This is a genomic window from Pseudomonas sp. FA117, assembly GCF_057370475.1.
In genome coordinates, this window is record NZ_CM170675.1 from 4306349 (window position 1) to 4326280 (window position 19932).

Annotated in this window: 23 protein-coding genes; 3 read left to right on the forward strand and 20 right to left on the reverse strand. The window is 66.6% G+C overall.

Features of this window, described 5'->3' with window-relative positions:
* Position 1 precedes the first annotated feature (1 nt).
* From sctR to AC1TXO_RS19970, 10 genes are all read right to left on the reverse strand, one after another.
* Positions 2-658, reverse strand: coding sequence for a type III secretion system export apparatus subunit SctR (gene sctR, locus AC1TXO_RS19925; protein WP_486403327.1), 657 nt, complete (start codon positions 656-658; stop codon positions 2-4).
* On the reverse strand, positions 655-1683 hold the full coding sequence (sctQ, locus tag AC1TXO_RS19930) for a type III secretion system cytoplasmic ring protein SctQ (RefSeq protein WP_486403328.1): 1029 nt from the start codon (positions 1681-1683) through the stop codon (positions 655-657). Before sctQ ends, sctR begins: the two co-directional genes overlap by 4 nt.
* A complete protein-coding gene (locus tag AC1TXO_RS19935) occupies positions 1680-2153 on the reverse strand; it encodes a hypothetical protein (protein ID WP_486403329.1) in 474 nt (157 codons plus the stop codon). Before AC1TXO_RS19935 ends, sctQ begins: the two co-directional genes overlap by 4 nt.
* Positions 2154-2166: 13 nt before the next feature.
* On the reverse strand, positions 2167-3426 hold the full coding sequence (locus AC1TXO_RS19940) for a FliI/YscN family ATPase (RefSeq protein WP_486406871.1): 1260 nt from the start codon (positions 3424-3426) through the stop codon (positions 2167-2169).
* Positions 3427-3485: 59 nt separating this feature from the next.
* Positions 3486-4076 carry a FliH/SctL family protein gene (locus tag AC1TXO_RS19945; protein ID WP_486403330.1) on the reverse strand — a complete coding sequence of 197 codons (591 nt, stop codon included), beginning with the start codon at positions 4074-4076 and terminating at the stop codon, positions 3486-3488.
* Positions 4073-4699, reverse strand: coding sequence for a type III secretion protein (locus AC1TXO_RS19950; protein ID WP_486403331.1), 627 nt, complete (start codon positions 4697-4699; stop codon positions 4073-4075). Before AC1TXO_RS19950 ends, AC1TXO_RS19945 begins: the two co-directional genes overlap by 4 nt.
* Positions 4696-5478: a type III secretion system inner membrane ring lipoprotein SctJ gene (gene sctJ, locus AC1TXO_RS19955; protein WP_486403332.1), complete on the reverse strand. Its 783-nt coding sequence runs from the start codon at positions 5476-5478 to the stop codon at positions 4696-4698. The genes AC1TXO_RS19950 and sctJ overlap by 4 nt, the downstream gene beginning before the upstream one ends.
* Positions 5479-5482: 4 nt before the next feature.
* Positions 5483-5830, reverse strand: a complete 348-nt coding sequence (locus tag AC1TXO_RS19960; RefSeq protein WP_486403333.1) for a hypothetical protein — start codon at positions 5828-5830, stop codon at positions 5483-5485.
* A 93-nt stretch (positions 5831-5923) separates the two neighbouring features.
* Positions 5924-6139: a hypothetical protein gene (locus tag AC1TXO_RS19965; RefSeq protein ID WP_486403334.1), complete on the reverse strand. Its 216-nt coding sequence runs from the start codon at positions 6137-6139 to the stop codon at positions 5924-5926.
* 22 nt (positions 6140-6161) lie between these two features.
* Entirely contained in the window at positions 6162-6734 is a 573-nt protein-coding gene (locus tag AC1TXO_RS19970; RefSeq protein WP_486403335.1) for a type III secretion protein, read from the reverse strand.
* Between the two features lie 112 nt (positions 6735-6846).
* Here AC1TXO_RS19970 and AC1TXO_RS19975 point away from each other — a divergent pair, with 112 nt between their 5' ends.
* The gene (locus AC1TXO_RS19975) at positions 6847-7632 is read left to right on the forward strand and encodes a tetratricopeptide repeat protein (RefSeq protein WP_486403336.1); all 786 of its coding nucleotides are present in this window, start codon (positions 6847-6849) and stop codon (positions 7630-7632) included.
* Between the two features lie 20 nt (positions 7633-7652).
* On the opposite strand, the gene AC1TXO_RS19980 is transcribed toward AC1TXO_RS19975, so the two are convergent.
* The 8 genes from AC1TXO_RS19980 to AC1TXO_RS20015 form a co-directional block, all read right to left on the reverse strand.
* The gene (locus AC1TXO_RS19980) at positions 7653-8078 is read right to left on the reverse strand and encodes a hypothetical protein (RefSeq protein ID WP_486406872.1); all 426 of its coding nucleotides are present in this window, start codon (positions 8076-8078) and stop codon (positions 7653-7655) included.
* A gap of 21 nt (positions 8079-8099) precedes the next feature.
* Positions 8100-9404 (reverse strand): type II and III secretion system protein family protein, encoded by a 1305-nt coding sequence (locus AC1TXO_RS19985; protein ID WP_486406873.1) that lies wholly within the window; start codon positions 9402-9404, stop codon positions 8100-8102.
* Between the two features lie 14 nt (positions 9405-9418).
* Entirely contained in the window at positions 9419-11560 is a 2142-nt protein-coding gene (gene sctV, locus AC1TXO_RS19990) for a type III secretion system export apparatus subunit SctV (protein WP_486403337.1), read from the reverse strand.
* Positions 11557-11892 (reverse strand): type III secretion apparatus assembly chaperone SctY, encoded by a 336-nt coding sequence (gene sctY, locus AC1TXO_RS19995; protein WP_486403338.1) that lies wholly within the window; start codon positions 11890-11892, stop codon positions 11557-11559. Before sctY ends, sctV begins: the two co-directional genes overlap by 4 nt.
* Positions 11892-12254 carry a hypothetical protein gene (locus tag AC1TXO_RS20000; protein WP_486403339.1) on the reverse strand — a complete coding sequence of 121 codons (363 nt, stop codon included), beginning with the start codon at positions 12252-12254 and terminating at the stop codon, positions 11892-11894. The genes sctY and AC1TXO_RS20000 overlap by 1 nt, the downstream gene beginning before the upstream one ends.
* An 8-nt stretch (positions 12255-12262) precedes the next feature.
* Entirely contained in the window at positions 12263-13192 is a 930-nt protein-coding gene (locus AC1TXO_RS20005) for a SctD/MshK family protein (RefSeq protein WP_486403340.1), read from the reverse strand.
* A gap of 111 nt (positions 13193-13303) precedes the next feature.
* The gene (locus AC1TXO_RS20010; protein ID WP_172964786.1) at positions 13304-13468 is read right to left on the reverse strand and encodes a hypothetical protein; all 165 of its coding nucleotides are present in this window, start codon (positions 13466-13468) and stop codon (positions 13304-13306) included.
* Positions 13469-13877: 409 nt separating this feature from the next.
* Positions 13878-14663 carry a helix-turn-helix transcriptional regulator gene (locus tag AC1TXO_RS20015; RefSeq protein WP_486403341.1) on the reverse strand — a complete coding sequence of 262 codons (786 nt, stop codon included), beginning with the start codon at positions 14661-14663 and terminating at the stop codon, positions 13878-13880.
* A 177-nt stretch (positions 14664-14840) separates the two neighbouring features.
* Between AC1TXO_RS20015 and AC1TXO_RS20020 the strand changes: the two genes are divergently transcribed.
* Entirely contained in the window at positions 14841-15665 is an 825-nt protein-coding gene (locus tag AC1TXO_RS20020) for a carbon-nitrogen hydrolase family protein (protein ID WP_486403342.1), read from the forward strand.
* A gap of 181 nt (positions 15666-15846) precedes the next feature.
* Complete coding sequence (locus AC1TXO_RS20025; RefSeq protein ID WP_486403343.1) at positions 15847-17169, forward strand: APC family permease; 1323 nt, start codon at positions 15847-15849, stop codon at positions 17167-17169.
* A 45-nt stretch (positions 17170-17214) separates the two neighbouring features.
* Here the strand turns inward: AC1TXO_RS20025 and AC1TXO_RS20030 are convergent, their stop codons facing one another.
* A complete protein-coding gene (locus AC1TXO_RS20030; protein WP_486403344.1) occupies positions 17215-19437 on the reverse strand; it encodes a GMC family oxidoreductase in 2223 nt (740 codons plus the stop codon).
* Positions 19434-19931, reverse strand: coding sequence for a sorbitol dehydrogenase (locus AC1TXO_RS20035; protein WP_486403345.1), 498 nt, complete (start codon positions 19929-19931; stop codon positions 19434-19436). Before AC1TXO_RS20035 ends, AC1TXO_RS20030 begins: the two co-directional genes overlap by 4 nt.
* Position 19932: the final 1 nt, after the last annotated feature.

The window sequence follows — 19932 nt, forward strand, 5'->3', positions numbered from 1 at the left end:
TTCAGCTCCCGTAGCTCAGAATCAGGCCATGCATCAAGCGCGACCAGCCGCTCAACGCCACGAACAGGAAGAGTTTCAGCGGTATCGAGATCAGTGTCGGCGATACCATCGACATGCCCATCGCCATCAGCACGTTGGACACCAGCAAGTCGACCACCAGGAACGGGATGTACAACAGGAAGCCGATCTCGAAGGCCCGTGTCAGCTCGGAGCTGACGAACGCCGGGATCAACACCACCAGGTCGTCGTCGCGCAACTCGGCACGGGCCTGCTCGGACCACAAGTTCTGTGTGGCCTGGACGAAGAAGCCGCGCTCGCTCTCGTTGGCGAAGCGCGACAGGTGCGCCTGCAACGGCGGCCGGATCGCCTCGCCCAGCTCCTTGAGCTGCTCGGCGTTCTCCAGTTGCAGGCCATGGCTCTGCGCCGCCCGGTACATGTCGCCGATCACCGGCGTGGTGACGTACACCGACAGGATCAGCGCGATGCCATAGAGCACCAGGTTCGGCGGGGTCTGCTGCACACCCAGAGCGTTGCGGATCAGGAACAGCACCACGGAGATCTTCAGGAACCCGGTCAGGGTCACCACCGCCAGCGGAATCAGGCCGATGGAGGCGACGACCAGGATGATCTCGATCAGGTTCGGCTGGTAGCCACTCATGATGCGGCAAAGCTCAGCAGGCGCACGCCCAGGCCGTCACCGATCTTCACCAGTTGCCCCTGGCCGACGCGGCGGCCGTTGATCATCAGGTCCACGCCTTCGTGCATGCGTGGGGCCAGCTCCAGCACGCTGCCCACACCGAGCTCGCGCAGTTGCGCCAGGCTCAGCTCGACGCTGCCGACCTGGCAGACCAGTTTCAGTTGCAGCTCGTCAAGGCTGCTGTCCAGGCTCGGCCCGGTGCCCTGTTCGCTCATGTGTCGCTCCTTCAAGGCCTGCGCGGTAATAGGGGGTTCGATGAGTTGCAGGCGTCGTTCGTCGCGCTGCACACGGGCCTGCCACTGGTGGTCCAGGTGCAGGCGCAGATGATCGTCAGGCCAGGGGTCGAGCATGACTACGTCGCCCGGCAGCAGGCTGCGCAGTTCGGACAGGCTGAGCCAGGCCTCGCCGGCATCGACATCCAGCGTCAGTGCCAGGGCACCGAGGTCTTGCGGCAGGGGCGCGACATGACGCTCCAGCAGCGCCGCGATCTCGGCCCAGGTCGCCGCGTCGCTGCGCAATTGCACCGCCAGCGCTGCTTCGTCCAGGCGCACGTCCAGGTCCAGGCCCAGCGGCGCCAGCTCGACGCGCTGCTCCAGCGAGCGGTCGAGCACGCGGATCGGCTGCCCGAGCAACTGCTCCAGCGGCGCGATCACCGTCAGCAGCGCCTGCTCGAGCAACAGCGCCGCGGGCAGGCCCGGCAACGCGAGTTCTTCAGGGAGCCCCAGCAGGTCGAGGGCACGGGTCGGCAGGCGCAGCTGTACCGGCGAGTCGCCCAGCGACAGCCACAGCACCAACAGCGGCTCGTCCTCCGGCATCGGCTGCGCCTGCCAGGCGACACTCAACGCCTGCTCGCCCAGTTGCCCCTGCCAGGGTTGGCGCGGACGCTGCAGGCGCTGGTGCAGCGCCAGCCACTGCGGGTCGAGGCGCTCCAGGCTGTGCTCGAAGGCCAGCGCGTCGGCGGGCACCCCGGTGGCCTGGAGGGTCAAGGCGTGAGGTCCAGCAGCGGCGCGAACAGGTCTTCGCCCTCGTCCTGCGCTTCACCGGCGCGGCGCTGGCCCACTGCATGGTCCTCGACCAGCGACTCCCAGGCATCGGCCTGGCGCTGGCGGGCGACGTGGGCCTGACGCAGGCTCTCCTGGGTCAGCTCCTGCTGCTGGTGGTAGTGGTGGGCTTCGTCCAGGTTGCCGAGCAGCGTCTCCTGTTCTTCTTCCAGCTCCGACAGGTGCACCTGGGCCGCCAGCCAGGCCTTGACCGACAGCCCCTCACTGAAGCGGCCGTAGAGTTTTTCCGCCTCGAGCGCGGAGGTTTCCCGCGCCAGGCACAGCCGCTGACGGGCGTCGTCGAGGGCGGCGTGGGTTTCGCGGCAGACCTGACGCTGCGCGGCCAACTGCGCGGACGCCCGTTGTTCGCGCAATTGACGCAGGGTCTGCAGGCTTTTCAGTTCGTGACTCTTCATGGGCGCACCTCGTTCATGCCAGCACCTTGCGCATGTGATCCAGGGTTTGTCGGGCACCGCTCGGCTCGCCGGCCGACTGGCGCAGGAAAGCTTCGATAGCGGCGTGGCGGGCGATGGCTTCGTCTGCCAGTGGGTCGCTGCCGGCGGCGTATTCGCCGATGCGGATCAGCATCTCGATGTCGTTGCGCCGCGCCATCAGCTCGCGCATGCGCATGGCCAGCTGACGTTGCTCGGGGCTGGCGACCTGTTCCATCAGACGGCTGCGGCTGCGCAGCACGTCGATGGCGGGGAAATGGTTGCGCTGGGCCAGCTCGGCGCTGAGCACCACATGACCGTCGAGGATCGAGCGCGATTCCTCGGCGACCGGGTCGGTGGCCGCATCGCCCTCTGTGAGCACCGTGTACAGCGCGGTGATGCTGCCGCAGGCGGCGGGGCCGGCGCGCTCGAGCAGGCGCGGCAGGGCCGAGAAGAACGACGGCGGGTAACCGCGCCGGGTCGGTGGTTCGCCGACCGCCAGGCCGATCTCGCGCTGGGCACGGGCAAAGCGGGTCAGGCTGTCCATCAACAGCAGCACGTTGCGCCCCTGGTCGCGGTGATACTCGGCCAGCACCGTGGCCACGTAGGCCGCACGGGCACGTTCGGCGGCGGGCCGGTCGGAGGTGGCGACCACCGCCACGGTACGCGCACGGGCCTGGGCATCGAGCTGCACGTCGAGCAGCTCGCGCACCTCGCGGCCACGCTCGCCGATCAGGCCGATCACCACCACGTCGGCATCGGTGTTGCGCACCATGCTGGCCAGCAGCGACGACTTGCCCACGCCCGGCTCGCCGAACAGGCCCATGCGCTGGCCACGGCCGAGGGTGAGCAACCCGTCGATGGCACGCACGCCCACCGACAGCGGTTCGACGATCACCTGCCGGGCAAAGGGCTCGGGCGGCTCGGCCTGCAGCGGGTAACGACGCATCGGCCCCAGCGGCGGCTGGCGATCACCATCGAGATAATCGCCCATGGGGCTGATCACCCGCCCCAGCTGACCGTCACCGACACTCACCCCCAGCGCCTCGCCGGTGGCGGTGATCTCGGTGCGGGTCGACAAGCCTTCGAGCGAGCCGATCGGCGAGAGGATCGCCTCGTCGCCATCGAAACCAATGACCTCTGCCGCCAGGGCGCGGCCACTGGAGGGATCGTGCAGGCGGCACAGCTCGCCGATGCGCACCCCGGCGACACTGGCGCGCAGCAGCACGCCGCGAATACTGCGGATGGTGCCCTTCATCGGCCGGGGCCGGGCATCGCCCAGGCGCGCCTGCAAGCGCGGCAGCAGCGGTTCCAGGCTCACGGCGTCACCTCGGCGAATGGCAACAGGCTGCGGCGCAGGGCCTGCAACTGGGCATCGAGCCCCAGCTCCACCGAACCGACCGGGCTGCTCAGGCGCGCCTGGCCCGCCTGCAGCTGGTCGTCGGACTCCACGGCAATGGCAGCCAGGCCGTCGGTTTCAGCGTGCATGCGCCGACGTACCGCCTCGACTTCCAGGCGCGGAACGAACAGGGTCAGCGCCTGGTCCTGGCGAAACGCAACCAGCGCCTTGCGCGTGCACAGGACAATGCGCTCGGCATCACCCAGGCTTTCCAGTACTTCGCGGGCGATGCCCAGGGCCAGGTCGGCCAGGCTGCTTTCCAGCCCGGCCAGGTAGCTCTCGACCCTGGCGGCGGTGTCGGCCAGCAGTTCGCTGACCGCCTCGGCGCCTTTGCTGCGGCCCAGTTCGAAACCTTCGGCGCGGGCCTGCTCCAGCCAGCGCGTGCTGCCTTCGCGGATGCGCTCGGCCTCGTCACGGGCGGCCTGCAGGTAATCGCGGCCATCGGTCCAGGCCTGGACTTCGGCAGCGCGCAGGATGCGCGCCGCCGGACGGCTGGGGAGCTGACTCATCGCACCACCTCCCCGCGCTCGCCGACAGGCATCAGCAAGGCCGCGACCCGACGCACGATACCGGGGTCGGCCAGCGACGAAGAACCTTCGGCCACCGGCATCGGCAGGCGCAATTGCAACCAGTCACGCAGGTCGGCGGGCTGCTCGTCGAGCCAGGCCTGTACACAGCGCGCACCGTCGTGGTCGATGGCGGCCAGCAGGTCGTCGGGCTGGCGCAACAGGTCCATCGCCCCGCCCCATTGTCGGTGGGCGATGGCCAGGCCGAACACCTCGTGCCCGAGCCCCTGGCGCAGGTGCTCGACCACCTCGCGGCGGATCTCCCGGCCCAGGGTCGCGCCATGCCAGATCGCGCCGCACAGGCGCGGCAGGCGGGCGAACGCCTCCGGCGCCAGCAGCAGTACCGGCAAGTCCTGTTCGATCGGCTGCGGCACCTGCTCCAGCGGTTGCAACTGGAAATGCGCCATCATCAGTGCCTGCAGGCGCGGCTGGAAACGCGGCGACTCGATCAGTGCCTGGATCTGCGCCCCGGCCACGTTTTCGGCAAAGCAGCGGCGCAGATGGCGCCGGTCGATGAAAGCCAGCGGCTGCAGCAGCAGGGCCTGCCATTGCGACATCAAGCTCATGGCGCCTCCGACAGGCTGTACAGCGCACGACCCCGGCGCTGCTGCCAGTACCGCCAGCCGACGAATCCGGCCAGGGCCAGCGCCAGCAGCAGGCTGCCGCCAAGCAGCAGGCGCGCGCGGGCCACGTCCTGCTCAAGCATCCACAGGCCCATGAAGCTGGCCAGGCGCGGCTGGCCATCGGCCTCGCTGCTGGGCGCGGCGGCCTTGATCGCGGTCACCGATACGCCGTCATAACCGAGCCCGGAAATACCATTGGCGACCAGGGTCTTGATCTGCGGGATCAGCGGGTTGATGTCGGTGTTGGCGTCATAGCGCACCAGCACCGAAGCCGACGAAGGTGAGATGACCCGCTTGAGCAGGTCGTTGTCCGGCAGCACCACGTGCACCCGCGCCGAGACGATGCCATCGATCTGCGACACGCTGTGCGACAGTTCTTCGCTCAGGGCGTAGACCATCTGCGCGCGCTCCTGCACCGGCGACGACACCAGGCCATTGCTCTTGAACACTTCGCCCAGGTTGGAGAACGACTGCCCCGGCAGGCCGGCTTCGTCGAGACGGGCCATGGCGTCGGCAAAGCGGCGCTCGTCCACCACGATCTTCATCTGGCCGTTGTCCTGGACCTTGCGCGAGGCTGGAATACCGTCGCGCAGCAACACCGCGAGCATGGCATTGGCCTCGCGCTCGCTGAGGTTGCTGTACAGGTCCATGTCGCAGGCCTGCAACAGGCTGGCCAGGGCGACGACGATCAGCACACGCAGGGCTCGCCAACGACGGGTCATCGATTCATTGTCCTTTGAGCAAAGTGTTGGCGGAGCCGGAAACCTGGGTCGCACCGCGCACCACCATCTGGGTTTCGATGGAGTAGTCGAACATCCGTCCAAGCGACTGGACGATGTTGGCGACCTGGGTATCGCCGACCTTGGGCGCGCCCTCGGTGGCGCTGGCAACGAAGGGCGACGGGCCGGGCGCCGGGCTCGACGAGGGCATCGCCGGGCTGGCGTGACTGAGCGACTCGGCGCGGGCACTGAAGGTCCGCGAGCGGTCGATGAAGCCGTCCAGGCGCTGCATCAGGCTTTCGCCGATCTGGTGCGGGCTGGCACCTTCGGGCATGCCCTTGGCGTTGCTGGCCATGTTTTCGAAGAGGTTCTGGGAGGCACCCGGCCCCCCTTGTCCTCCTGACGGCGGCAATGCCGCCGTAGTCGCGAGACTGGCTGTCATGGCCGTTTACTCGTCGTCGTCCGAAGACTGGGCTTCGTTCAGCATTTCCTGAGCCTTGGGCATGATGATGAACTGCCCGCCGATCAGTACGGCCTGGTTCACCAGCGCTTCCTGGAAGCTCGGATCGTCAGCGGCGTCCTGGGACTTGTCGAGTGCGGCGTCGAAGCGTGCTTCGGAGCTGCTCGGGGTGCTGCCGGGGGTCTCGATCGGGGTAACGGCCATGGGGCTTCTCCTGGGTGGGTTTTCAGTGATCGCTGACGTTGGCGCCGCGGAACACCCGGATCCCCCGCGAGGGGGCGGATGTGGCGACGGCCTGGGGTCGGTTGTCGAGATGCTGCTGGATCATGTTCAGGTAGGCGGGCGGGCCGGACACCAGCAGTTCGTCGCGCTCGGCACCGGGGCGCATCGACAGTTGGCGGCCATGCACGTCGAGGCTCTGCAGGTAGTCGCGCAGTTGCTCCAGGTCCAGGCCCGGCTGGCGACGGAACAGGCGCGTGGCGACCTCGTCGTTGCTGTTGATGTAGAGCACGCTGCCGTCGAAGTACCAGCCCAGCGCGTTGCTGTCGCACAGCTGGGTGAGGAAGTCTCCGGCGGTGCTGCTGCGCAGCGGGCTGCGGGCCTTGCCGCGGACCTTGTCGGACACCACCACGACCAGTTCCATGTTCTGCCCGAACTCGCTCAGCGCGCCGCGCAGGTCCTGGTCGACCAGGGCATAGGCGTAGGGTTGGGCGAACCAGGTCGGTTCGCTGTCGTCACTGCGCGCCGGCAGCGACAGCACGACCAGCAGCAGGCCGGTGAGCCAGAACAGGTTACGCATGGGCAACAGCCTCCCTGGCGAGGGTCACGGTTGTGAAATCGTATGAAGCGCAGTCGAATTCACACATCAAGTCGTTAGAATGGCCCTTCAGTCGTCCGCTCGAGTCCTGCCCATGCCCCAGCGTTTGCCATCCACCCTGCTTCTGATCGCCAGCACCTTGCTCGGCGCCTGCACCAGCCAGCCGCACGGCGCCGATGATGGCTACGAGCGCCTCATGCACCTGGCCGGCGAGCTGCAACAGCGCGGCGACGCCGCCTCGGCCGCGGCGCTCTACCAGAACGCCGCACAGCAACCGGGCCGTCATCCAGAGGCCTGGCTGAAGCTGGGCGACACCACGCTGGCCGCCGGCGATGCACGCGCGGCCGAGCGGGCGTACCAACAGGCCCTGGAGCTGCAACCCGACAACCTCGACGCCCTGACTGGCCTGGGCAGTGCGCAGTTGCGCCAGGGCAAGCTCGAACGTGCGGTGAATTCTCTGAGCCAGGCGGCCGAGCGTGGCAACCGCGCCGACGCCTGGAACCGCCTGGGCATCGCGCAGATCCTGCGCGGCCAGGCAGTGGCGGCCCAGGGCGCCTTCGCCAAGGGCCTGGCGCTGGCACCGGACGACCTCGACAGCCGCTGCAACCTGGCCCTGGCCTACGCCCTCGGTGGCCAGGCGCAGCGGGCCCTGGACACCGTGCGCAGTGTGGGGCAGTCGCCGCGCGCCCTGCCCCGGCACCAGCGCAACGAACTGCTGGTCACCGTACTGGCCGGTCGCGAGCAGGACGTCGCCGGCCTGCCCCTGGACGATCTCTCCGCCAGCGAACGCCAGGCGCTGCTCAACGAAGCCCGGCGCATCAAGGCGATCCCGGATGCCCAGGCCCAGGCCCGCGAACTGGGCCTGGTGGACGGTCGCTAGCACCTGCACATGCGCGCGTTTCATTGCTTCTCCTGGCGATCGGCGCGCGCTTGCTGTTCATCCTGGCGCCGACGCAACTCGGCGCGGTCGTAACCCTCGATGTAGACCTGCGCAGCACGGCCCACCGGGGCGGCCATGGTCGGCCCGGTCGGACGGCCCTGGGCCAGGTCGTCCGGCTGCTCGACCATGCGCATCAGCGTGAGGTTGTTGGCGCAGCCCGGTGGCAGCAACGGCACGAAGTCCTCGTCGAGGCCGAAATCGTCCTTGCTCGCCGGTTTCAGGCACTCCACCGGCAGGATCGCGGTGCTGCCATCGGCCAGTGTCTTGTGTTGGAAATCAGGTGAATAGGACACCGGCTCCAGGTGCGTCTGGCAGCCAGCCAGCAGCGCCAGCGGCAACAGCCAGCACAGCGTTGTGGGAACGCGGATCATCGCCTGCGAAAACATCGGTTTCATGGTCGCTCCCGGTCAGTTCATGTAGAAGCCGAACTTGCTGCCACTGCGCGGGCCCGCCGAGGCGGTCGCAGGGCCCGGCAGGGCGTCGAGGGGGGTGGCCAGGTCGCGTTCGCGGGTCGGCTGCACCAGGTATGGCGTGATCAGGATCACCAGCTCCGTCTCGTTGCGCTGGAAGCGCTTGGAGCGGAACAGGTTGCCCAGCACCGGCATGTCACCCAGCATCGGCACCTTGTCCATGTCCTGGCTGCTCTCGCGCTGGAACAGGCCGGCGATGGCGAAGGTCTGGCCGCTGCCCACCTCGACCCGGGTATCGGCGCGCCGCACGCGGAACGACGGCACGCGGTAGCCGTTGACCTCGGTGGTGTCCGAGCCCATCAGGCTGCTGACCTCGGGGCGCACCTGCAGGGCGATGTGGCCGTTGGGCAGCAGCGTCGGGCTGAACAGCAGCGAAACACCGAAGGGCTTGTACTCGATGCCCACCAGGTCACGGTTGACCGGCACCGGCACGGGGATCTCGCCACCGGCCAGGAAGCTTGCGGTCTGGCCGGTCATGGCGGTGATGTTCGGCTCGGCCAGGATCTGCAGCACACCATTGCTCTGCAGGGCTTCGAGCATCGAATCGATGTTGACGTTGCCCGAGCTGAGCCCGGCGCCGATGATGTTCGAGGCGCCGCTGGCCGCATCGGCCGCCAGGCGCCCACCGGTGATGAGGCCGAACGAGAAGGTGCCGTTGTTGAACAGCGCGTTCCAGCTCACCCCGTAGCGCAGCAGTTCCGAGCGCGACACTTCGGCGAAGCGCACCCGGATGTTGACCTGGGCGGAACCTGCGTAGGTCGCCGCATTGACCGCCGGCACCTGGCTCTGGTTGTCGAGCAGGGCGTTGAGATCACTGGCTTCGCCGACATCTCCGAGCAACCCCTTGGCCACCACCTGGTTGCCCACGGCGCTGACCTGGGCGCCGCTGGCCGGGTGCAGTTCCTGCAGCGGCCGGCTGACGCCCTGGGTGGCGTTGTTCACCGACAGGCTCAGCGCCGCCAGTTGCTTGCCGGCATCGTCCAGGGCGATCAGGCTGGTCTGCCCCGGCGCCTTGCCGAACACGTAGATCACCCCGTCGGACACCACCTGCAGGTCGGCGATCCCGGGTTCGGCCACCAGCACCGAGGCCACCGGCGCCTTGAAGTGCAGCACCCTGCCCTCGCCCGAGGCCAGGTCCAGGCGGCCATGGCTGCCGAGCGCAATCTCGTCGGCAGAGGCCAGCAACGACAACAGCAGGCCGGCCAGGCCGAGCCACACACGGTAATGGAACACAGCGCCAATGCGAGAAGAGCCGATCATGGAGCATTCGCCAGAGAGGTTGCCGAGGCACCGCTGGTGGAGCGGCGTTGAGAGGTGTCGCCAAGTTCGAGGGTGCCCACGGCCTGCAGGTTGTATTCACCGGCCAGCTCGCGGAACGACAGCACCGCCAGTTCCATGTCGCCGCGCAGCACCAGGCGGCGCAGGTGGCGACGCAGTTCGGGGTGTACCAGCAGCACGCTGGTGCGGTCTTCGGGCAGGCGCTCGCAGGCCTGGCGCAATTGCAGCATCAGGGCGCGGCTGACCTGCTCGGGAATCGCTTCGCGGCCACCGTCCTGGCGACGCATGCCGGCGCGCAGTTGCTGCTCCAGCGCCGGCGCCAGCACCAGCGCGCTGATCACCCGGTTGCGGTCGGCATACTGGTGGCTGATCTGCCGGGCCAGGGCGGCGCGCAGGTGCTCGGCCAGGTGCGAGGCATCGGCATCGCGCCCGCCCCAATCGACCATGGCTTCGAGCAGGGCGCGCTGGTTGCGGATCGACACGCCCTCGCCGACCAGGTAGCGCAAGGCTTCGGCCATGCGCTGCAGCGACAGGTTGCGCAGCACTTCCTTGATCAGCTCGCCGTAGCTGCCCTCGATGCTTTCCAGCAGCGCGCGGGTCTCCTGGATCCCGAGGAAATCTGCCGCATAGCGGCGCAGGGTGCGCTCGACCGCGGCGCGCAAGACTTCCTCGGGCAGCATGAAGCCGACGCCAGCCTGCTCCAGGCGCTCCTGGTGCTGGCGGCCGATCCAGTAGGCAGTGCGCGCGGCCAGGGGCGAGTCGGCCTCGATCAGTGCAATGTCCAGCAACTGTGCATTGACCGGATCGTCACGCAGCAGCAGGCAATCGGCAGGCAACTCGCCTTCGCTGACCGGCACGCCCTCGAGCTCGATGACGAAGCGCTGGGCGGCGCTCTTGGCGTCCACGTGCACCGCAGCCAGCGGCACATCGATGCCCAGCTCGCCGCGAATCTCGTGGCACAGCGCCTCGAAACGCTGGCGCAGCGGCTGTTCAGGGGCACTGGCCGCCAGGCCCGGCCCCATGACCAGCAGAATGCGGCAGTTGAGCGGCTTGCTCAGCGGCGCGCTGGACTCGATCACCGGCGCCTGGGGTTCGTCGTCGTCCACCAACTCCGGCTCTGGCTGCACCTGCTCGGCCGCCTGGCGACGCTTGAGGTAGAACGCCGCACCGCCGAGCACGGCCGACAGCACGAAGAACACCGCTGCCGGGAAGCCCGGCAGCAGGCCGATGCCCAGCAGGATCAATGCAGTGAGGAACAGCGCACGGTGGCTGGCGCCCAACTGGCGAATGATTTCCGTGCCCAGGTCGCCGCTGGCGCCGTCGCTGTTGACCCGGGTCACCACGGTACCCGCCGCCACCGAGATCAGCAGCGCCGGAATCTGCGCGATCAGGCCGTCGCCGACGGTCAGCAGCGAATAGGTGTGCACGGCGGTGCCGAACGGCATGTCGCGCTCGACCATGCCGATCAGCATGCCACCGAGCAGGTTCACCGCAAGGATCACCAGGCCCGCGATGGCATCGCCCTTGACGAATTTCATCGCCCCGTCCATGGCGCCGAACATCTGGCTTTCACGTTCCAGGCGCGAGCGGCGCCGGCGGGCTTCGGCCTGGTCGATGTCGCCGTTGCGCAGGTCGTTGTCGATGCTCATCTGTTTGCCAGGCATCGCATCGAGGGTGAAGCGCGCCGCCACCTCGGCGACCCGCTCGGCACCCTTGGTGATGACCACGAACTGCGCCACGGTGATGATCAGGAACACCACCAGGCCGACCACCACCTGGCCGGCGATGACGAAGTCACCGAAGGCCTGGACGATATGCCCGGCGTCGCCATGCAGCAGGATCAGACGGGTGGTGGTGATCGACAGCGACAGGCGGAACAGCGTGCTCAGCAGGATCAGCGGCGGCAGCGCCGAGAATTCAACCGAGTGGTTGATGTAGAAGGCGACGATCAGGATCAGCATGCTCAGGGCGATGTTCAGGCCGATCAGGCCGTCGACCAGATAGGTCGGCAGCGGGATGATCATCATCGCGATGGCCATCAGCATGAACGACACGATGATCACGTCGGTGCGCTGCGAGGCTGCCCGCGCCAGGCCGTTGAGGCGATCGAGCGGGCTCATCGGGCGGCCCTGCGGGCGCTGAGGTAACGCTTGAAGCACTGGCGCGCCTCATCCTTGCGGCCGCCACGCCACAGCGCGTGGCTGCGCAGCAGCAATAGCCCGGGGGACTCGCCCTCCTGCTCGGTGAGGCGGTCGAGGGCGTTCAGGGCACGACTGGCATCGCCGCTGTCGGTGAAGGCCATGGCCAGGTGGCGCAGCAGCGTGCCGTCCTGCGGGGCCATCTGCGCGGCGATCAGCAGCATCACCAGTGCACGCTGGGGCTGGCCACTGCGGCGATAGAGATCGCCCAGGCCCTTGAGCAGTTCGATGCTGTCGTGGCGTTCGCGGGACATCATGGCTCCTGAACCTCGGCGCGTTGCTGCTCCAGGGACTGGCGCAGGTGGATCTCCTCACGGAGCAGGTCTTCGGCCAGGTCGCGGATCCCGGGTTCGGCATCCAGCGATGGCATGACCTCGTCCAGCAGGTATTGCAACAGGTCCAGCGCACGGGTGCCGCTGAACAGTTCCGGGTTGATCTCCTCGCCCGCGCAGGCCTGCTCCAGCTCGGCGCGCAGCGAGCGGCGCCCGGCGACCTCGCGCTTGCCCAGCAGCGCATCGAAGCGCGCATTGGGGCGCGCCTGCAGCGGGCGTACGGCCTCGACGGTGGGGGTCTTTTCGGTGGAAGACGGCAACAGCGGCCGTGGTTCGATCCTCATGCTCGGTCCTATAAGGTCAGGGTGAAGCGTTCTTCACCCCGGGCCAGGATCACCTGGTCGCTGTCGATACGCTCCAGCATCCAGCCGTCGGCCAGGGCTGCGCCGGGGTAGAGGCGCTTGCCGCTTTCGCTGATCACGTAGGGGTTGTTGCCGAACCACACCGCCTGGAAGCGCACGCGCGGGCGGGCGACGTCGGCCTGTGCGGTGACGGTGCTGTGCAGCACCACCTGCTGGCCGTAGCGCTGGTCGAAGTCCTGGCGCACGGCCAGCCAGCGCGATTTCCGGGTCAGGTCCAGGCGGCCTTCGGCGACCAGCTGGCCACCGGCCTCGCTGAGCCTGACGGCATCCAGGCCGTTGCCGTGCAACTGCTGCTGCAGCCAGTCATGGGCCTGGACCAGCGAAGGTGCCTGCGGCGCGCGCGGGACGGGGGTCACGCTGGCCACCTGGGGCCTGGGAGGCTCGCTGCGCATGGCATAGGCGAAGGCGCAGATCAGCATCAGGCCCAGCGCCAGCGCGACGTGGGTACGGGTAAAGGCCGAGGTGGCGACAGGCGCCGCAGCGGGGGCCGCCGCGCGCGCGGGCTGGTCGTGCTCCAGGCTCAGTTGCGCCTCGCCCAGGGCGATACGCAGGGGAAGCTGGCCACGGTAGCCGCTGCCGGCCGGAATCACGATCATCCGGCCCTGTGGGTCTTCGACCCGCACCTCACCCCCCACCGCCTCGACCGCCACCTTGCCATCGGCCAGGCGCAACACCAGGTGGCGGGGCGCGATGCCCGGATCGTTGAGAATGAAGTCGGCATCTGCCGAGCTGCCGAAGCTGTACTGGGTACCGTCGAGACTGATCCGGCCACCCTGGTGCTGACCCTGGGTGACGCTGAGTACCGGCTTGGAGGCTGTCGCGCCACCGGTGACGGCGGCCAGAGCGGTAAGGGCTGTCATGGGCGGGGCACCACCGTGAATACCACGGGCAACGGCCATTCAGGCCACTGCCGGAAAATGCGTCGTTGCAAGACATGCGGGCGGAGCAACCTCCGCCCGCAAGGCACAACGTCAGTTCTGCGGACGCTGTTTGGTGGCGTCGAGCTCAGCCTTCTTGGCAGTGGTCAGCTCGGTGATCTGGGCCGACTTCTCGATAGCCATGTTGAAAGTGGCTTCCATCTTGGCGATTGCTGCATCTGCGCCGCCGCCGCTGCTTGCTGGAGGTACGTTGCTCATGGTGATACTCCTTCAGGATAGGGTTTCATCAGCCGCTTGAGGCCAGTAGAAGTCTGTGCAAGAGAGCGACATCGGGGGATTCAGGCAGTCGCTCTCTAACACGGGGCCCATGTTAGGCAATGAATCTTCGCCACTGCTGTGAAACGTTGTGAAAGGTTGGGAAAACTCTTGATACAAATACTCGGGAGTACCTTTACACCCGCCACAAACCACGAAACACAAGGCCTCCAGCGGATACGCCGGAAGCCCTGGAGGTCATCGGAGGGGAGGAAATACGCTGTTTCTGACGCTTGTAAAAGCGCAGAAATGAAGTTTCGTTACTCAACAACGCTCGTGTGATCGGGCGCTACAGGGTAATTATTACAAGGCGGCGGTATATCGGGATGAATAATGACTTTTGTGAGGCGAATCAACTTTGTGCCTGCAGAAACAGCGAAAACAACTCGGACTGTGACTTGATTCCCAATTTGCTGTACATGTGCTTGCGGTGCACTTTCACGGTTTCTGCAGATATCACCAGTTTGCGCGCGATCTCCTTGCTCGAGCAGCCGCTGAGCATCAGCCGCCCGACTTCCAGCTCCCGCGCAGTAAGGGGTGTCTGCAGCGCTTCGACGGTTTCCTCCAGGCGGCTTTGCCAGCGGGGCGCCGGCGGCGTGGCCTGCTCCAGCAGTTCGCGCTCGAAGGCCATGCGCTGGCGCATCAGCCCGGCCACCCAGGGCCGCAGCAGGTCGAGCAGGGTGATCTGCTCGGTACTGAAGCGCCCCTTGGTGCCCAACGACAGGCACAGGGTGCGCTCGCCATCGAGCTGGACGTTGAACTGCATTTCATCCGCCACCACGTTCAGACGGAAGTAGCGCTGGTAATAGTCGGTCTGCTCGAAGCACTCCGGCGCCACGTCGGCCAGCTGGAACAGACCGCTGCCCGGTGCCTCGCGGCTGGCGATGTAGAACGGATCCAGCAGGTAGAGGCCCTTGAGGTAGTCCTGGAACAGCGGGTCGGGCCCGCCATCCTCGCCGGGACACTCGGCGAACACTTGCGGTCTACCATTGCTGAAGAGCAAGGCCACCCAGCTGTCGAACGGCACATACTGGTCGAGCAGGCGCACCAGGGCGAGCCAGAAGCCGGGCTTGTCGAGCGTCTCGACCAGGTGACCGACCGAGCGGTGCCAGGCCAGGTCCTGCAGCGTAAGGTTCATGCCTCTACCCCTGTTGGGTTACCACGTGGGCGTAATTACCCCCGGTATGATGGCCGACGCATACTCGGGAAAGCCTTGCCTCGGTCCGATACGCATTCTGACCGTTTTTCACCGGGCGGTCATGTCACCGCCAGGGCTCGGGCATTTCAATAAAAGATTGGGTCTATGAGAACAGCAATGAAGGTCGAACTCGTGCAACTGGTGGGCCGCGACGGTGACACCGCCTACAACCTGAACCGCACCCTGGAGGCAATCCACGCCTGCCCTGCCGGCACCGACCTGGTGGTCTTCCCTGAAACCCAACTGATGGGCTTTCCCAGCGAAGACAACATCGCAGACCTCGCCGAACCCCTCGACGGCCCCAGCGTGCGCGCCGTGCAGCAGGCAGCACGCGAGCGTGACGTCGGCGTGGTGGTCGGCATGGCCGAAGCAGGTGACGACGGCCGCTTCTACAACACCACCCTGCTGATCACCGCTGAAGGCATCGCCCTGAAATACCGCAAGACCCACTTGTGGGCGTCGGACCGCGGCATCTTCACCCCAGGCGACCGCTACGCCACCGCGCTGTTCAAGGGGGTGCGGGTCGGCTTGCTGATCTGCTTCGACATCGAATTCCCCGAAAGCGCCCGCGCCCTTGGCCAACTGGGCGTCGAGCTGATCCTGGTAACCAACGGCAACATGGACCCCTACGGGCCGACCCACCGCACCGCGATCAGTGGCCGGGCCATGGAAAACCAGGCGTTTGCCGTGATGGTCAACCGTGTCGGCGACGGCGACGGCGGCCTGGTGTTCGCCGGCGGCAGCGCGGTGGTCGACCCCTACGGCCAGCTGCTGTGCGAAGCAGGACGCGAGGAGTGCCGGATCGGGCTCGAGCTGGACCTGACACAACTGGACGTTGCCCGTCGCGACTACAGCTATCTGGCCGAGCGACGCTTCGTCCTGCCGGGTGAGGTGCGCGAGCACGATAACGGCCTGCGCGAGCTGATCATCGATAACCGCTGACACCACCGAACCGTAGGCGCGGCCTTGCGCCCCTTTCGCGACACAAGGCCGCGCCTGCAGGGAATCCGAGAATCCTGAGGGTCAGCGCAGACTGCAAAGCACTGACCCACCACAGGCAAGGAATGCCATTTTTGCGTCGATTTCGACTCTGCATAACAAACATAATCTGGAGTAAGCAGTAATGGCCCGACTCAAGCGAACCCTTTCGCTCAGCGCGGTGGTGCTGTTCGGCATCGCCTACATGACGCCGATCATCGTCCTCGGCACCTTCGGTATCCTCGCCGACACCACCGGCGGCGTGGTTCCGTCGGCGTATCTCGCCGCTTCCGTGGCCATGCTGTTCACCGCCCTGAGCTACGGGCGAATGGCCGCAGCCTTCCCGGTGGCCGGCTCGGCCTACACCTACGTGCGCAAGTCCATCAGTCCCAAGCTCGGCTTCCTGGCGGGCTGGGGCGTGCTGCTCGACTACCTGTTCCTGCCCATGGCCATCTGGCTGATCGGTGCGGCCTACCTGCACTCGGCCTTCCCCGCCGTGCCGCAAGCGCTGTGGGTGCTGGCGTTCATCGGCGTGACCACGGCGATCAACGTGGTCGGCCTGCGCCTGGCGAAGAACATCAACGGTGCGCTGATGCTGGTGCAGTTCCTGGTGCTGGCCGCCTTCGTGGTGCTGGCGATCCACTATGTACTGGGCGATGCGAGCAAGCCGCTGTGGTCGCTGGAGCCGTTCTTCAAGGAAGGTGTGCAACTGCCGCTGATCATGAGCGGCGCGGCCATCGCCTGCTATTCGTTCCTGGGCTTCGATGCGGTGAGCACGCTGACCGAGGAAACCCACGAGCCGCGCAAGAACATCCCGCGGGCGATCCTGCTGATCACCCTGATCGGTGGCTTCCTGTTCATTGCCGCCAGCTACTTCGTGCAGCTTGCCCATCCTTCGACCACGTTCGAGAACGCCGACTCGGCGGCCTACGAGATCGCCCGCAACATCGGTGGCGACCTGTTCGTCAGCCTGTTCCTGGTGGGCCTGATCGTCGGTCAGTTCACCTCGGGGCTGTCCGCCCAGGCCAGCGCTTCGCGCCTGCTGTTCGCCATGGGGCGTGACGGTGTGCTGCCCAAGGCGTTCTTCGGGCGCCTGAGCGAGCGCTTCGGCACCCCGGTCGGCAGCATCGTGCTGTGCGGCGTGGTGGCGCTGCTGGCGTTGCACATGGATGTGACCACCTCGACCTCGTTCATCAACTTCGGCGCCTTCCTGGCCTTCAGCCTGGTCAACCTGTCGGTGGTGTTCCACTACTGGATCGGCCGTGGCGAGCGCGGGCCACGTGCGGTGCTGCTGTTCCTCGTGTTCCCGCTGATCGGCCTGGCGGCGGACCTGTGGCTGATGGTGAGCCTGGATCACCTGGCCATCTACCTGGGCCTGGCCTGGCTGGCGGCGGGCATCGTCTACCTTGCAGTGCTGACAGGCGGGTTCAGCAAGCAGCCGCCGGAGATGAATTTCGAAGAGGCGTGAGCGAAGGACACCGGCCGAGCCGGTGCCCTTGCCGCAGGGGCCGGCTTACAAAGCTCCGAAGCGCACCTCGACGCTCAAGCTCCCCTGGTTGTCGCGCAGGCCGACACCGTAACGGCCCTGCAGATCGTCATTGATGCACAACTGCAATTCCCCCTTCTGGCCACGCGGCAGCTGCACCTGGTCAGCCACCAGGAACGGCGTGCCGTTGCTGCCGATACGACCGATCAGCGCACCTTCGTTCTGCCCGGGCAAGGTGTAGCCATCCTTGGCAATCAGCCCAGGGTGACCTGCCGCGCCGACGAATCCGGTCGCCGGGTTGGCGGTCCAATGCCCGCCCTTGCACACCGCCAACTGCCAGCTATGGCCATTGACCTGAACGCCGGTGCCCTGCCAGGCCTGGTTGGCCTGTACCTGCACAGTGCGCGCGAGCAGGTCGCTGGCTACCACATCGGCGGCCTGGAAAGTCAGCGCGGTGATGGTCAGGGTCGGGTTGGCGGTACCGGTGGTGGGGAACACGCCGTCGCCGACCAGGAACAGGTTGTTGTGGTCCCAACTGCGCTGCTGCCTGTCGACCACCGACTTGCCCGGGTCGCTCCCCATGCGGTAGGTGCCCATCAGGTGCCCGGCGCCGTAGAACGCATAGCGTTCGTTGCCATGGTCGAACACCGTTTGCGGTCCAGGTTCCTTTTTGGGGTGGAAGTCGGTCAGCTCGCTGGCGCCCATCAGCTCGGTGATGATGTGTGTCGCGGCCAGGCGCGCCTGCCTGAACCCTTCCCTGGTGTAGTCGGAGAAATCATATTCGATCTCCGGTCGGGCCAGCCCGAGGCCGTCGGTGAGGGTATCGCTGACCTTCACTCGACACAGCGCCTTGTCTGGGTCCTTTTCCAACTGCTCGACCAGAAAGCCCAGGCGGAACTGCCGGGTCAGCACGCTGTTGAGCTGCTGCACCAGTGCCTTGCCGGACAGTGCCAACTCCTTGGGGTTGGTCCCGCCCTTGTTGGTGCCGTCGATATGGTCGCACACCGCCTTGTACGGGTCCTCCTGCGACCAGTTCCAGCCCTCGTTGCCAATTTCTATACGCCAGGCGGCATGCTTTCTGCGGAAATCGCCATCACGCATCTCCTCGATGCCTGAGGTCGACAGCGGGCCACGGAACGGAAACAGCGGCTTGCCCTCGGGCATCAGCCCCCAGGCCAGGTACACCGGATGGTCCGACAGGCCGCAGCCGACTTGCTGACTGCTGTTGGCAACGCCATGCGGCCAATCGGCCGTCTTCGAGTTGAGCAGCAGTTTCGGGGTTTCAATGGCGTGGGCGGCGATCACGTAACGCTGGCCCTGGGCCACACCATCAATGCGCTTGCCATCGGCCTGGTACTGGATGAACTCGATGCCGCTGACCTGCTTGTCGCTCACCAGCACCTTGCTGGCCACGGTCTGGTAGAGGATGCGCACGTTGCCGGTAGCCAGCGCCTTGGCCATGGTCACGGTGGCATCGTACTTGGCCTGGATCGGGCAGATCGGCGTACAGCTGGTGTTGCCGGCACACACCCGCCGCCCGTTGTCGTTCTGCGAATTGCGTCCGGCCGGGGTCGGCCGCACCTTCAGCGTGATGCCGTTGTAGAGCTTGCCGTCCACGGCCTTGGCCACGCCCTGGTCGACCAGCGACGGTGGGATGCCGTGCATGCTGTACTGGTATCCCCTGGGGAAGGTCACACCGAGATAGGACTGGACGCCCACGTCGGCAGACACGCCCATCTCTTCCTCGGCACGGCAGTACGCGGTCTGCAGGTCGGCGTAGGTGATCGGCCAGTCGACTCCGACGCCGTAGGCCGACTTCATGCGAAAGTCGTTGGGCAGCAAACGCAGAGCGGTGCCCATCCAGTGCCACATGGTGCCGCCACCGACGCGCTCGTAGGTGCTGGCAAACAGCAGTGGCCCTTTTTGCACCAGGTAGCTTTTCTGTTCCTTGTGCGGATCGCTGCTACCGGAGGTGATCAGGTCCTGGATGGTGGCCCGGGGGGCGAACTGCTTGTCCGGGGTCTGCTCGCTCTGCTCAGGCGGATAGGGCGACTCAGGCGATTTGAGCACTGCGGTGTAGAAGCGCTCCAGGTACTCGCTGCGGTTCGGCGGAATCGCCGGCCCCGACTCCAGCACCAGCACCTTGAGCCCGGCCAGCCCCAACTGGTAGGCCATCACGCTGCCGGCCATGCCGGCCCCCACGACGATCACATCGGCTTGCTCGATATTCCTGGCTTGTACGAGGCTCATGGCTGCTGCCCTTCCTTGGCTTTGACACCGGTGAATTGCTCGAGGGTTGGTGGCTGTTCGGCCCAGTAGCCGAAGTGGTACTGGCTGTAACCCATGGGGTGGGCCTGGGCGATCTTCCACGCCCAGCTTTCCTTGTAGGCCTGGTCGGAAACCACCGTGGTATCACCCTTGGTCTTCTGCGCGCCCTTCAGGTCGTAGGGCTGGTACCAACTGCCCAGCAGCCAGAGCTTCATGATCGAACGCGCGCCCTGGGCGATCTGTGAATCCTGGCTGCCCAGTATGGCGGCGGCGATCTTTTCCACGGGCTGGCCCTTGAGGCTGACATACAGCTCCAGCAGGTTGCTGAACGCTGCCGCGCCCATGCCGCCTTGCGCCGTGGCGAAAAAGACCGGTGGCAGGTTGACCGGGTCGTCGGACGGCGCAAGGTGGTCGCTCGACAGGCCGGTGAGCAGTGCCGAAAGCTCGATGAAGTTCTGCAGGTTCTGGTCGTTCATG